Consider the following 12,461-nt stretch of genomic DNA (forward strand, 5'->3'; position numbering starts at 1 on the left):
CCTCAGGCCGCGGCAACGGCCTTCAGATCGGCGACGAAGCGCCGGTACTCGTCGTCGCGGTGCGCGCGCGAGCGCAGGATGAAAGCGGGATGTACGGTCAGTATTAGGCACCGTCCGTGCCAATCGATGCGCCGTCCCCGGTCGCGCGTGATCGACAGCGGGCGTTCGAGCAGCGAGCCGGCCGCCGTGGCGCCCAGCGCAACCACGATCTCGGGCGCGACGCACTCGATCTCGGCTTCGAGCCACGGCCGGCATGCGCGCACCTCCTCGTGATCCGGCCTGGCATGCAGCCGCGCCCTGCCCCAGGGCGTGAACTTGAAATGCTTGACCGCGTTGGTCAGATACAACGCGCGTCGGTCCAGGCCCGCATCCATCAGGGCGGCATCGAGCAGCCGGCCCGCGGGCCCGACGAACGGCCGCCCGGCCACATCCTCCGCGTCCCCCGGCTGCTCGCCGACCAGCATGATGCGCGCAGGCGACGGGCCTTCGCCGAACACCGTCTGGGTCGCCGGGCCACACAAATCGCAGTTTCGGCAACGCGCCGCGCGCAGCGCGAGCTGTTCCAGCGATCCTGGCCCGGCCGCCTCGGCCCGACGCGTCAGAGTGGTCTCGGGCGAGGCCGGCGTGGGCCCGCAGTGCAGCGTATCGTGCTCGCGGCGCGTCGCTTCCATGGCCGCGACAGCACGATCGGCACCGGCGATCAGGCCCGGAATCAAGGCAGCTTCCGGTAGATTCTTCCAATACTTCGCCGGCATCTCCGACATCATCGCCCGAACCTTGACCCGCGCCGGATTGAAGATGCTGCGGTAATACACCTGCCAGGCGTTTTCGGTGACGTCGCCATCCGGCGCCGCCCTCTTGTCGGTGCCGGGCGAGAACCAGACCGTGCCATCGCCCTCCCAGTGCACACAGCGATCCGGCGTGAGGATCGACCAGCGCATGTTGGCGAAGCGGCGTTGGAAGAATCCGGCCGCGTAATCGACGATTTCGTGTTCCGGCTCGAACCAGGCAACGTATCGCGGCTCATCGAAACCGGGCTCCGCCACGGTGCGGAATCGCACGAATGCCTTCATCTTGTGCACGTCGCGCCGCACCGCCTTGGCATAGCGATTCAGCCGTGCCACGTCGGCGTCGCCTGCCCGCGCCAACAAATGACGCTCGCCGTGGGTCAACCGCCAGAGCAGCCGATACAGCAATGCCCAACGATCGGCGCCGCGATGACAGGCCGCCGCCCGCGCCAGCGCGACGAACCGTTTCGGTACACGCGGCCCGTCGCTGCCGGCGGCGGCGGGCGGCGCGACCGCTTCGCGGTCGGGATGCCACCAGAGCGCGTCCGGAGCCAGACCGGCCTGCCATTGCAAACGCGCGGCCGCCTGCCAACCCGCAAAATCCGGCACGAAGGCCACCGCCACATGGCCGGCGGCGGTATCCCGGGCGCCGAACAACGAAACCTGTTCCATGGTCAGCCGGTACCCGGCCAGAGCGCGATCAGGGCGGCATGCGTGAGCAGCGCCACGATAATCGCCCAGCCGAAGCTGGCCAGCGTGCCGATGATGACAATCTCGCTGACCCGCGGCTCGCGCGCGTATTGGAAGCGCAGGATCGACTTGGCCGCGATCACGAAACCGATGGCGTTGAACTGGCCCAGCAACACGAACAGAAACACCAGCGTGCGTTCGAGCCAGCCGATCCAGGCCCCGGCGCCCGGCATCTGCGGGCTATCCTCGCCGTCCATTGCGCGATGCAGCCGATGAAAGCCAGCCATCAACAACGCGAGCATCAGATCGCCGACCCGGGTCGCGAGCCAGAAGCCGCCGACCAGCGCAAAGCCGATCGGTATCAGGCGCGCATGCGCCGGGCTCAGCAGGACGGTCCAGAAACCCTGCGCGAAGGCCTGCGGCCAGAGCAGGCTGGCGAGCCCTATGAACAGCAGATGGCCGACCTGGTCGATCGCGAACAACTGCAGCGGCCCGAACGGCGCCGCGGCCGCCCGCGCCTCGACGGGCGGCTGGATCTTCACGGCGTCGAGCGCGGCATGCGAGGCGACGACCAGCGCCACCGCCGCCCACGCGCCGAGCGACGCGGCGCCAAGGGCGAGCACCGAGAACGCGCCCACCCAAAAGATATGCAGCGTGAACACAGCCGGTTGTCGCTTGGCCGCGATCATCCAGCGTGTCTGGGCGACAAAATCGGCGGCCACGTGGGCAAACAGCAAAGCGATCAACGTTTCGAGCATCACGAGCCGCCCCCCTCGCCGCGCCGGCGCAGCATCGAAATAACAGCCGTATTAAGCTGTTTATTAATAATCAGCCGAATACGGCTGTTCTTTTTTTGCGGCTCATGCATCGCGTTCAACCGATTCGAATGCCTCGATGGCTTCGAGCAGCGCATGCCCGCCGGCGCGTGCGAAGTGCGTTTGCACGGTCTGCGGTTGAACCGACAACACCTCGGCCACCTCGGCCATCGGGGGCGCGTCGGGTGCCGCCAGCCGCATGAAGATATCCGCCTGACGGCCGGTCCAATGGCGCGAACGTTCGTCGCAGACGGCAAACAGCGCCCGCGTCAACGCATTTTCGCCGGGTGAGGCGCGTTGCCCTTCAATCCGCCAGAGTTGGTGCACACCCAGCTGCTCCAACCCGTGCCCGGACAGCTCGAAAGCCGCGCCCGAGGACTCGGCCAACGTCGCGGCCGCTGTCGCCGCGCCCACGCCGACGCCGATGCGCGTCTCGCCCCGGTCACTCACGCGGCGCACGGCCGCACGCGCGAACAGGCAGGCACGCAAGGCATGCGCCGGGCGGTTGATGAGCAGCTGCCAGCCGTCGCCGCGGAAACGCTCGTAGCAAACGCCGGACTCGCCCGGCCATGTGCCGATGATCGTTGCCAGATCGGCGAGCGCCGCCATGACGGTATCCAGGCCATCATCGGATAGCGCCGATGACTTCACGATATCGCCGGTCAGAACACAGACGGTCGGTTGCTGCATGAACGGGCTCTCTTCGACAGACCTAGAAATCGAAACTGTGCTGCGCGGTCGCGGCCGGCGCAAACCGCGACCGCAGTAACGCGCTGCTCACCTCGCCCACCCCCGGATGATGATTGGCACAGATCACGAACGGCATGGCTTTTTTCACTCCGGCCTTGAGCGCGACCAGATCCTCGAGCCGCACCTTCTGCCAGCGCCGCATGGCCAGAATACGGTTGACCGATTTCACCCCGAGGCCGGGCACGCGCAACAGTCGTTCGCGGTCGTCCCGATTCAGGTTCACCGGAAAATAAGCCCGGTTGCGCAACGCCCAGGCAAGCTTGGGGTCGACCTCCAGATCCAGCATGCCGGCCGCGGCCGCATCGTCGCCGCCGGCGGTGATTTCGTCGTGGCGATAACCATAGAACCGGATCAGCCAGTCGGATTGATACAGCCGATGCTCACGCATCAGCGACGTACGCCGTGCCGGCAACTTGGCCGAGGCATCCGGGATCGGCGAAAACGCCGAAAAATAGACACGTTTGAGCCGATAGGACGCGTACAAATCGGCCGTAGTCGACAGAATGGCGGCATCCGTGGACGGCTCCGCGCCGATGATCATCTGCGTCGACTGCCCAGCCGGCGCGAAGCGTTCGATCGGCGCCGGCGTCGGCCGCGCGTTGGTGATGCGTCGGGCGGCCCGCCGCGCCTCGGCCTGCTCGTCCTGACGAGACCGGATACGCGCCATCGACAGCTTGATGGTGCGGTGATCCTTCTCCGGCGCCAGATCGTGCAGGGCCGCCGGCGTGGGCAGCTCCACGTTGATCGACAGGCGATCGGCGTATTGGCCCGCCTCGGCCAGCAGCCCGCCGTCGGCATCCGGGATGGTCTTGAGATGGATATAACCCCGAAAATCGTGATCGACACGCAGGCTGCGCGCCACCTCGACGAGCCGGGCCATGGTGTAGTCGGCGGTCTGGATCACGCCCGAGGACAGAAACAGCCCCTCGATGTAATTGCGCTGGTAGAAATCCAGCGTCAGGTTGACCACTTCCGCGGTCGAGAATCGCGCCCGTTGCACGTTCGACGAATTGCGGTTGATGCAATAGCTGCACTCGTAGATGCAGAAATTGGTCAGCAGGATCTTGAGCAGCGAGATGCAGCGCCCGTCCGGCGCATAGGCATGACAGATACCCGAGCCCTCGGCCGAGCCGACGCCGCGCCCGCCGCGCGACGAACGCGACACCGTACCGCTGGAGGCACAGGAGGCATCATACTTGGCGGCGTCCGCGAGGATCGCCAGTTTCCGGATCGTTTCCATACTGGCTATTTATACAGTTTCTGCGCGAATGGATGCACCCTCGGCTGGTCTCGCATACCCGGCTTGCCGTAATCGCCGCGCTGACCGACGATGACACCATGCACACACGCGGATCACCCCGATGCTGCGGATCTCCAACACCGTCGTTCTGGAGGAACACGAAATCGAATGGCAGGCGGTACGCGCCCAGGGCGCTGGCGGGCAGAAGGTCAACAAGACCAATTCGGCCGTGCATCTGCGGTTCGCCATTCCGGGCTCGTCGCTGCCCGAGGTCTACAAGACCCGGCTGATGGCCCGCGCGGGCAGCGATCAACGCATTACGCGCGACGGCATCATCGTGATCAAGGCCCAGCAGTATCGCAGCCGCGAGGCCAACCTCGAGGACGCGCGCCAGCGCCTGGCCACGATCGTGGCCGCCGCCGGGCAGACTCCCAAGAAACGCCGTCCGACGCGGCCGTCAAAATCCGCGCGGCGCAAACGGACCGATGAAAAAAAGCAACGGGGCCGGCTCAAGGCCATGCGCGGCCGGGACTTGCCGCGCGATTGAGCCTCAAGACGCCAGCGATTCGTCCACGGAGTCGACGCCGAGCCCGTGGTCATGCGTCGGCGCCACCCCGAAGTAGCGCTTGTACTCGCGCGAGAACTGAGATGCGCTCTGATAGCCCACGGCACTCGCCGCGCCGCTGACGTTGGCGGCGTTCTGCACCAGCAGGTCGCGGGCCTTGAGCAGGCGGATGCGCTTTTGATATTGCAACGGCGAGATCCGCGTGAGCTGCTTGAAGTGGGCATGGAAGCTCGACACGCTCATGTGCGCCCGGGCCGCCAGCGCGGGGACCGATAGCGGCGAGGCATACTCGGCACGCAGCAGCTCGATGGCGCCGCCGATGCGCGCGTAGACCCCCTGGGATTGCAGCAGTTGACGCAGCAGATGGCCCTGGGGCCCACGCAACGCCGCGAAGATCACTTCGCGGATCCGCGCCTGGCCCAGCGCGCGCGCGGCCGACGGATCCTCCAGACAGGCCAGCAACCGCTCCAGCGCATTCCCGATGGCGCCGTCGAGCGTCACCGCCGCCATGGGCAGGGTATCCTCGACCCGCGCCGCGCCGCGTCCGGACTCTGCCGGGCTCACGGCCCCGGCGAGTTCGGCCAGTAATTCCGGGGCGATTCGCAGGGCCGCGCCCAGCAATGGCGCATCGGCCGATCCGGCGGTTTCGCATTCGAACGGGAGCGGGATGGCCTGAACCAGATAATGGCCGGCCCCGTAACGGATCACGCGATCGTCGATGAAGCCGGTTTTTTCGCCCTGAACAATGAAGATCAGGCCAGGTTCGTACACGATCGGCTCGCGTTGTCGATGACAATGCGAAGCGACCAGCGACAACGCATGCAGGGCGGTATCGTTGAAACCGTCATGGCATACGTGGCGCTCGATCATGCGCGCCATTCGCTGAAGGTCTGTCGGGCCGGCCTTTGTCATCGGATCGGTCATTACACTGCTGCACTGTTGAACCGAAATACGATTGTGCACGGAATCGCGTAGTTTTCCCGTGTCATGCCCCCGCGGCTCATAGTTTCGGGCATAAACAAGCCATGAATGCCTATGGTTTCAAGCCGCTGCCGGACCAATCTAAGACGCCGACGGCAGGCCGACGCCTGCACTCTTTGCCATCACAAGGAAGCTTCATGCCTACCGAGACCCAAGCCTACGCGGCCCACGCCGCCGACAAACCACTTGAACACTGGCACCTCGAGCGGCGCGACCCGCGCCCGGACGATGTCTCGATCGAGATCCTCTACTGCGGCGTCTGTCATTCCGATCTGCATTTCGCCAGGAACGACTGGGGTTTCACCGAATTCCCGATCGTGCCGGGCCACGAGATCGTGGGCCGGGTGACCCACGTCGGCCCCGAGGTGAAGCACTACGCCGAGGGCGATCTGGTCGGCGTCGGCTGCATGGTCGACTCCTGCCGCGAATGCGATGCCTGTCACGACGGCCTGGAACAGTATTGCCTCAACGGCTTCACCATGACCTATGGCAGTGAGGATCGCCACGACGGCAGCATGACGCAGGGCGGGTATTCCACCTTTGTGGTCGTGTCCGAGCGTTTCGTGGTCAGGATGCCCGACGGCATCGATCTCAAATCGGCGGCACCGATCATGTGCGCCGGCATCACGACCTACTCCCCGCTCAAGCACTACGGCGTCAAGGCCGGCGACAAGGTCGGCGTGATCGGCATGGGCGGCCTGGGCCACATGGGCGTCAAGCTCGCCAAGGCGCTGGGCGCAGAAGTGACCGTGTTCACCCGTTCCGAATCCAAGGTGGCCGAGGCCAAGTCCAATGGCGCCGATCATGTCGTGGTCTCGACCGACGACGCACAGATGAACGCGGTGGCCGAAACCTTCGATTTCATGCTCGACACCGTGCCGGTACAGCATCCGATCGATCCCTATCTGGGCACGTTGAAGTACGACGGCACGCATATTCTGGTCGGCCTGATGGATCCGATCGAACCGGCCATCACCGGCATGAATCTGGTGTTCAAGCGCCGCGTGGTCGGCGGCTCGTTGATCGGTGGCATGCCGGAAACCCAGGAAGTGCTGGATTTCTGCGCACAAAAAGGCATCACCTGTGATGTCGAAATGATCGACATGGACTACATCAACGAAGCCTTCGAACGCATGAAGGATGGCGATGTCCGCTATCGCTTCGTCATCGACATGGCGTCGCTGAAAAACAAGGCGGCGTAAGCCGCTCGATCCGCCCGGCCAGCGCGGCCGGCAAACCGGCGCCCGTCGTGGGCGCCGGTTTTTTCATGCGCGGCGTCTAGGTGTCGTTCACGAGCCGTGACCTTTGTCGGCCTTGGCTGCCGCCATCTTCCCGGCCGAGCGGATCGGCTTGTAGATACAGGTCGCGCCCACCGGGGTCACCGCCACCGAATACCGCATATCGCAATTGGCGGCGGCAAACAGCACGGGCGCATCGTCGGCGGCGGATTTGTCCGGGCGGAACAGCACTTTCTGGCCGGCCTTGCAGCTGTGGGCGACCGTCACCGGTTTCCAGGTATCGACCTGGCACAACTTGTCCTGATCCAGGCCGGTAGCGTTACTGCCGACGGCGCTTTGCTGACAACCGCTCAAGCCGGCGGCGACCAGCCCCACGCCCACGACACCCCGAATTAGTTTGTTCATCGGTTGGTTCCGGTTCGATGCCGAGCCCGTCCGGGCACCCTGCCCGACGGGCCGGGTGCGAATTAATCGAGAAACTCGATCAATGCCTGGTTGAACTCGTCGGCATGCGTGGCGTTGATGCCGTGCGGCCCGCCCTGAATGACCACCAGCGAGGCATCCGGAATGCTCTCGGCGGTGCGCTTGCCCGAAACCTCCAGCGGCACGATGGCATCGGCATCGCCGTGAATGACCAGCGTCGGCACATCGATCCGTTCCAGATCGGCGCGGAAGTCGGTGCGCCCGAAGGCCGCGATGCAGTCCAGCGTGCCCTTGGCCGAAGCGCCCCAGGCCAGATTGCGGTGATAGATGCGGGCGGCTTCACTGACCAGCAGGCCGCCCTCTTCGGTGGAAAAGAAATTCGACGAGAATTCCTCCATGAAGGCTAGCCGGTCGCCGGTCACACCGGCCTCGAACTGCGCGATGGTGGCCTCGTCCAGGCCGCCTTGCGGATTGTCGTCGCTGCGGTACAGATACGGCGGCACGGCCGCGGCGAACACCGCCCCGGCAATCCGCGAGCTGCCGTAGGTGCCGAGATAACGCGCGACTTCGCCGCCGCCCATGGAAAACCCGACCAGGGTGGCGTCGTGCAGGTCCAGCCTCTCCATCAGTGCATGCAGATCCGCCGCAAGGCTGTCGTAATCGTAGCCCTCCCATGGCTGGGACGACTGGCCGAAGCCGCGCCGATCGTAGGTGATCACGCGATAGCCGGCCTCGACCAGTGACCGCACCTGGTTTTCCCAGGACCGGCCCGACAACGGCCAGCCATGAATGAGCACGACCGGGCGACCGGCGCCGACATCCTCGTAGTACAGCTCGATCGGGGCCGTGTTTTCGGTGCCGATTTGCACATAAGCCATGGGGACTCTCCATCAGGAACGAATAATCAACCCGCCCAATATGCGCCAGCTCGACCGGCCAGAAAAGCGTTCGGCGGTCGGCGCGCCGCATGCGCGTGGCGCTGCGGATTCGGTGCCATCCTGGCGCCCCGGTCCTGTACGCCGGGCGCACGGGCCCGACGATTGGCGCATCGATGCCCGCCGCCGGCCGAGGCCGGAAAGGGCGCCGAAAGAAAACGTCGATAGCCTGACGCCCAGTTAAAGCTTAAAGCCGGAGTGCTTCTTGCGCGATTGCATGATCCTGTGTGATTTCGACGGCACGATCGCCGTGGATGATGTCACCGATGCCTTGTTGACGAAATTCGCGCCAGCCGAGTGGATGCGCATCGAAGCGGATTGGCGTGCGGGCCGCATCGGCTCGCGTGAATGCATGACGGCCCAGGTGGCCCTGATCGATGCGCCGCAGCAGGCCGTCGATGCATTGCTCGACAGCATGATCATCGACCCGGCATTCCCGGCATTCATCGCCGATGCCGTGCGCATGGGCATGTCCGTGACCGTGGTCAGCGACGGCCTGGACTATGCCATCCGCCGCATTCTCGCCGGCTATGGCCTGGATCACCTGCCGATTCGCGCCAATCAACTGCTGCACGACGGCGACCGCGGCTGGTCGATGCGCTCGCCGTTCGCGAGTCCGGCCTGCGCCGCGGCCAGCGGCACCTGTAAATGCCGCATCGCCACGGATCAGGCCCCGACACTTCTCATTGGCGACGGCCGATCGGATTTCTGTGTCGCGGGCACCGCCGACTACGTGTTCGCCAAGGACCGCCTGATCGAACACTGTCGCACCAAGGGCATCCCCCATTCATCGATCAGCGATCTGCGCGATGCACGGCGGCTGTTGCCGCGCCTGCCCGAATTGGCCGGCCTGGCGACCGTCTTTTCCTGAAACTTCCCCCTGCGAAGGCAAATGGCTATGAGTAGCGTTTTGAACACGGATGCCATCGGCATCGAGGCCACGGATGAAGCCTTGCTGGCCGACGAGGCCCGGTACTGCTCGTTCGGCGACACCGTCCACTACACCGACCCGCCGAAACTGTTCGAAGGCTGCGAAGGCAGCTATATGTACGACTCCTCCGGCACCCCGTACCTCGACCTGCAGATGTGGTATTCGGCGGTCAACTTCGGTTACGCCAACCCGCGCCTCAACGACGCGCTCAAGCGCCAGATCGATCATCTGCCGCAGGTTGCCAGTCAGTATCTGCATCGCGAGAAGATCGAGCTGGCCAAGACCATCGCCGTCGACGCCGAGCGCAAGTTCGGCCTGCCCGGGCGCGTGCACTTCAACGTGGGCGGCGCGCAGGCGATCGAGGATTCGCTCAAGATCGTGCGCAACTACACCGGCGGCAAGAGCCTGATGTTCGCCTTCGAGGGCGGCTATCACGGCCGCACCCTCGGCGCCTCGGCGATCACGTCGAGCTACCGCTACCGCCGCCGCTACGGCCACTTCGGCGAGCGCGCGATGTTCCTGCCGTATCCGTACCCGTTCCGTCGCCCCAAGGGCATGGGCAAGGAAGAGTACGGCGAGCACCTGGTGGCCGAGTTCGCCCGCCTGTTCGAAACCGAGTACCACGGCGTGTGGGACCCGAAGGTCGGCGAGTGCGAATATGCCGCATTCTACGTCGAGCCGCTGCAGGGTACCGGCGGTTACATCATGCCGCCGATGAACTACTTCCAGGGCCTGAAGAAGGTGCTGGACCAGTACGGCATCCTGATGGTCTGCGACGAAATCCAGATGGGTTTCTATCGCACCGGCAAGCTGTGGTCGATCGAGCACTTCGGCGTCACGCCGGACATGATCGTGTTCGGCAAGGCGCTGACCAACGGCCTGAACCCGCTGTCGGGCCTGTGGGCGCGCGAAGAGCTGATCAACCCCGAGGTATTCCCGCCCGGCTCCACGCATTCGACCTTCAACGCCAATCCGCTGGGCACCGCGGTGGGCCTGGAGGCCATGAAGATGATGCACGAGACCGACTACGAGGCCATGGTCATGGCCAAGGGCGCGCACTTCCTGGAAGGCCTGCAGGACTTGCAAAAGCGCCACAAGGAGATCGGCGACGTCGATGGCCTGGGCCTGGCCCTGCGCTGCGAGATCTGCGCCGAGGACGGCTTCACGCCCAACAAGGCGCTGGTCGATCGCATGGTCGACATCGGCCTGGCCGGCGATCTGGAGCACAACGGTCGCAAACTGGGCCTGGTGCTGGACATCGGCGGCTATTACAAGAACGTGATTACGCTGGCGCCCTCGCTGCATATCAGCACCGAGGAGATCGACCTCGGCATCGCCCTGATCGATCAACTGCTGACCCGCGCCAAGCGCGCCGCCTGAGCGGCGCTTTGGCCGATGCCGGAAGCGATATTCACGATCCAGCGTTCGCCGCATTCCGGTTTCGACGGGGCCGCCTTCGGGGCGGCCCCGTCAGCTTTGGAAGCGACGCAGCGCGAGTACCGCATTGAGCCCGCCAAAGGCGAACGAGTTGGACAACAACGTGTCGACACGTTGTTCCCGCGCGACATTGGGCACGTAATCGAGATCGCAGGCCGGATCGGGATCGAGAAAATTGGCCGTGGGCGGAATCAGATCCTGTCGCAGCACCCCCAGTGCCGCGACCAGTTCCAGCGCACCGGACGCGCCCAGGGCGTGGCCGTGCACCCCCTTGGTCGAGGACACGGCAAGACGCGCGGCGTGCTCGCCGAATACCGCGTGGATAGCGCGCGTCTCGGTGGCGTCGTTGGCCATCGTGCCGGTGCCGTGCGCATTGATGTAGCCGACCTGTGCGGGCTGCAGGCCCGCATCGTCGAGTGCCGACTGCATGGCACGCATGGCGCCCTGTGCCGAGGGCGCCACGATGTCGCCGGCATCGGCGCTCATGCCGAAACCGGCCAGTTCGGCCAGAATCGTGGCGCCCCGCTGCTGCGCATGCGCCAGCGTTTCGAGAACACAGATCCCGGCGCCTTCGGCCAGCACCAGCCCGCGACGCTGCTTGCAGAACGGGCGACAGGTATCGTCCGCCACCACGCGCATCGCCTCCCAGCCGCGTATGCCCGACAGGCTGAGACAAGAGTCGGTGCCCCCGGCCAGCGCGACATCGGCCAGGCCGCAACGCAGCATCGTGGCCGCCTGGGTCACCGCATGGTTGGACGATGCGCAGGCGCTGACGACACCGAAGGCCGGGCCGGCCAGGCCGTGCTCGATACTGATCTGGCTCGCCGGTGCATTGGGCATCAAGCGCACGATCGACAGCGGATGAATACGGGTCGAATTGTCGCGATAAAGACGCTGGCTCTGTTCGTCGCGCGAAAACTCGCCGCCCACGCCGGTGCCCACGACGGTAGCCGCACGCCTGCAAAGCGCTTCATTCGCGGCGAAATCGAGCCCCGATTGCGCGACCGCCTCGCGGGCGGCCAAAAGTGCCAGTTGCGAGACCCGGTCGAGCAGGCTCAGTTGGCCGCTTTCAAAATGAACGCTCGGATCGAAGTCTTCCAGCTGTGCCGCAACCTTCATGCGTAAGCTGACATTCTCCGCCGGCGACTGCAGGGGACGAATGCCACTGCGGCCTTCCACCATGGCGCGCCAGAGCGGGTCGGCTCCGAGGCCGAGCGCGCTGACCGCTCCCATGCCGGTGATCACGACACGATGCATGCGCTGGGTCCGGGATGACGCTGAGTCGCTCAAGGATCAGTTTCCCGTCGACTTTGCCGCCGCGCCGGCCAGTTCGGCCGTGACCACGTCGATCAGCCCGCGGACCGTGCCGGTATCGAAGTTCGGATCGCGCTCGGGCAAGGTGATATCGAAGTGCTCTTCGAGATCGAACAGGATTTCGATGGCTTCCATCGAAGCGATGCCGAGATCGTCGAGGGTGGCATCGAGTCCGATGTCATCGGGGCCGACGTCGGTGTGGGCCGCGATGATCTGGAGAATCTCGGTCTGGACTGTCGCCGACATCTTGTTGCTCCCAGGCACGTATGGAATCCGCCCGCGGTCGCGCGCCCGACGTATGCCGCCAGCGCGAAAGCCCCGAACCCGTTCCACAGCGTAGGAGACGAACCTTGC

13 protein-coding genes are annotated in these 12,461 nt (G+C 65.2%); 4 read left to right on the plus strand and 9 right to left on the minus strand.

The window, feature by feature from the left end:
- Positions 1 to 2 precede the first annotated feature (2 nt).
- The 4 genes from ACS8YF_RS13890 to ACS8YF_RS13905 all read right to left on the minus strand — a co-directional run bounded on the left by ACS8YF_RS13890 (position 3) and on the right by ACS8YF_RS13905 (position 4,283).
- Positions 3 to 1,460 (minus strand): UdgX family uracil-DNA binding protein, encoded by a 1,458-nt coding sequence (locus tag ACS8YF_RS13890; RefSeq protein WP_440850740.1) that lies wholly within the window; start codon positions 1,458 to 1,460, stop codon positions 3 to 5.
- Between the two features lie 2 nt (positions 1,461 to 1,462).
- Complete coding sequence (locus ACS8YF_RS13895; protein ID WP_440850741.1) at positions 1,463 to 2,236, minus strand: DUF3307 domain-containing protein; 774 nt, start codon at positions 2,234 to 2,236, stop codon at positions 1,463 to 1,465.
- A 102-nt stretch (positions 2,237 to 2,338) separates the two neighbouring features.
- Entirely contained in the window at positions 2,339 to 2,983 is a 645-nt protein-coding gene (locus ACS8YF_RS13900) for a hypothetical protein (protein WP_440850742.1), read from the minus strand.
- A gap of 22 nt (positions 2,984 to 3,005) precedes the next feature.
- A complete protein-coding gene (locus ACS8YF_RS13905) occupies positions 3,006 to 4,283 on the minus strand; it encodes a putative DNA modification/repair radical SAM protein (RefSeq protein ID WP_440850743.1) in 1,278 nt (425 codons plus the stop codon).
- Between the two features lie 121 nt (positions 4,284 to 4,404).
- Between ACS8YF_RS13905 and arfB the strand changes: the two genes are divergently transcribed.
- Positions 4,405 to 4,830, plus strand: a complete 426-nt coding sequence (gene arfB / locus ACS8YF_RS13910; RefSeq protein ID WP_440850744.1) for an alternative ribosome rescue aminoacyl-tRNA hydrolase ArfB — start codon at positions 4,405 to 4,407, stop codon at positions 4,828 to 4,830.
- A 3-nt stretch (positions 4,831 to 4,833) separates the two neighbouring features.
- On the opposite strand, the gene ACS8YF_RS13915 is transcribed toward arfB, so the two are convergent.
- Complete coding sequence (locus ACS8YF_RS13915) at positions 4,834 to 5,718, minus strand: AraC family transcriptional regulator (protein ID WP_440850745.1); 885 nt, start codon at positions 5,716 to 5,718, stop codon at positions 4,834 to 4,836.
- Positions 5,719 to 5,966: 248 nt separating this feature from the next.
- On the opposite strand from ACS8YF_RS13915, the gene ACS8YF_RS13920 reads away from it, so the two are divergent.
- Positions 5,967 to 7,031, plus strand: coding sequence for an NAD(P)-dependent alcohol dehydrogenase (locus ACS8YF_RS13920; RefSeq protein WP_440850746.1), 1,065 nt, complete (start codon positions 5,967 to 5,969; stop codon positions 7,029 to 7,031).
- Positions 7,032 to 7,118: 87 nt separating this feature from the next.
- Here the strand turns inward: ACS8YF_RS13920 and ACS8YF_RS13925 are convergent, their stop codons facing one another.
- Both ACS8YF_RS13925 and ACS8YF_RS13930 read right to left on the minus strand, forming a co-directional pair.
- Positions 7,119 to 7,472: a hypothetical protein gene (locus ACS8YF_RS13925; RefSeq protein WP_440850747.1), complete on the minus strand. Its 354-nt coding sequence runs from the start codon at positions 7,470 to 7,472 to the stop codon at positions 7,119 to 7,121.
- A 62-nt stretch (positions 7,473 to 7,534) separates the two neighbouring features.
- The gene (locus ACS8YF_RS13930; RefSeq protein WP_440850748.1) at positions 7,535 to 8,368 is read right to left on the minus strand and encodes an alpha/beta fold hydrolase; all 834 of its coding nucleotides are present in this window, start codon (positions 8,366 to 8,368) and stop codon (positions 7,535 to 7,537) included.
- Positions 8,369 to 8,630: 262 nt separating this feature from the next.
- On the opposite strand from ACS8YF_RS13930, the gene ACS8YF_RS13935 reads away from it, so the two are divergent.
- Entirely contained in the window at positions 8,631 to 9,296 is a 666-nt protein-coding gene (locus ACS8YF_RS13935; protein WP_440850749.1) for an MtnX-like HAD-IB family phosphatase, read from the plus strand.
- 27 nt (positions 9,297 to 9,323) lie between these two features.
- Entirely contained in the window at positions 9,324 to 10,736 is a 1,413-nt protein-coding gene (locus tag ACS8YF_RS13940; RefSeq protein WP_440850750.1) for an aspartate aminotransferase family protein, read from the plus strand.
- Positions 10,737 to 10,826: 90 nt separating this feature from the next.
- On the opposite strand, the gene ACS8YF_RS13945 is transcribed toward ACS8YF_RS13940, so the two are convergent.
- Complete coding sequence (locus tag ACS8YF_RS13945) at positions 10,827 to 12,050, minus strand: beta-ketoacyl-[acyl-carrier-protein] synthase family protein (protein WP_440850778.1); 1,224 nt, start codon at positions 12,048 to 12,050, stop codon at positions 10,827 to 10,829.
- Between the two features lie 36 nt (positions 12,051 to 12,086).
- A complete protein-coding gene (locus tag ACS8YF_RS13950) occupies positions 12,087 to 12,353 on the minus strand; it encodes an acyl carrier protein (protein ID WP_440850751.1) in 267 nt (88 codons plus the stop codon).
- Positions 12,354 to 12,461 lie beyond the last annotated feature (108 nt).

The sequence above is a fragment of the Salinisphaera sp. SWV1 genome, assembly GCF_052044155.1.
GTDB lineage: Bacteria > Pseudomonadota > Gammaproteobacteria > Nevskiales > Salinisphaeraceae > Salinisphaera.

What these genes read in the sequence shown, in the direction of transcription:
- ACS8YF_RS13905 (WP_440850743.1), bottom strand. Translation starts at nt 4,283, where the DNA reads ATGGAAACGATCCGGAAACTGGCGATCCTCGCGGACGCCGCCAAGTAT.
- ACS8YF_RS13930 (WP_440850748.1), bottom strand. Translation starts at nt 8,368, where the DNA reads ATGGCTTATGTGCAAATCGGCACCGAAAACACGGCCCCGATCGAGCTG.
- ACS8YF_RS13915 (WP_440850745.1), bottom strand. Translation starts at nt 5,718, where the DNA reads ATGATCGAGCGCCACGTATGCCATGACGGTTTCAACGATACCGCCCTG.
- ACS8YF_RS13920 (WP_440850746.1), top strand. Translation starts at nt 5,967, where the DNA reads ATGCCTACCGAGACCCAAGCCTACGCGGCCCACGCCGCCGACAAACCA.
- ACS8YF_RS13895 (WP_440850741.1), bottom strand. Translation starts at nt 2,236, where the DNA reads ATGCTCGAAACGTTGATCGCTTTGCTGTTTGCCCACGTGGCCGCCGAT.
- ACS8YF_RS13945 (WP_440850778.1), bottom strand. Translation starts at nt 12,050, where the DNA reads ATGCATCGTGTCGTGATCACCGGCATGGGAGCGGTCAGCGCGCTCGGC.
- ACS8YF_RS13900 (WP_440850742.1), bottom strand. Translation starts at nt 2,983, where the DNA reads ATGCAGCAACCGACCGTCTGTGTTCTGACCGGCGATATCGTGAAGTCA.
- ACS8YF_RS13890 (WP_440850740.1), bottom strand. Translation starts at nt 1,460, where the DNA reads ATGGAACAGGTTTCGTTGTTCGGCGCCCGGGATACCGCCGCCGGCCAT.
- ACS8YF_RS13950 (WP_440850751.1), bottom strand. Translation starts at nt 12,353, where the DNA reads ATGTCGGCGACAGTCCAGACCGAGATTCTCCAGATCATCGCGGCCCAC.
- ACS8YF_RS13940 (WP_440850750.1), top strand. Translation starts at nt 9,324, where the DNA reads ATGAGTAGCGTTTTGAACACGGATGCCATCGGCATCGAGGCCACGGAT.
- arfB (WP_440850744.1), top strand. Translation starts at nt 4,405, where the DNA reads ATGCTGCGGATCTCCAACACCGTCGTTCTGGAGGAACACGAAATCGAA.
- ACS8YF_RS13925 (WP_440850747.1), bottom strand. Translation starts at nt 7,472, where the DNA reads ATGAACAAACTAATTCGGGGTGTCGTGGGCGTGGGGCTGGTCGCCGCC.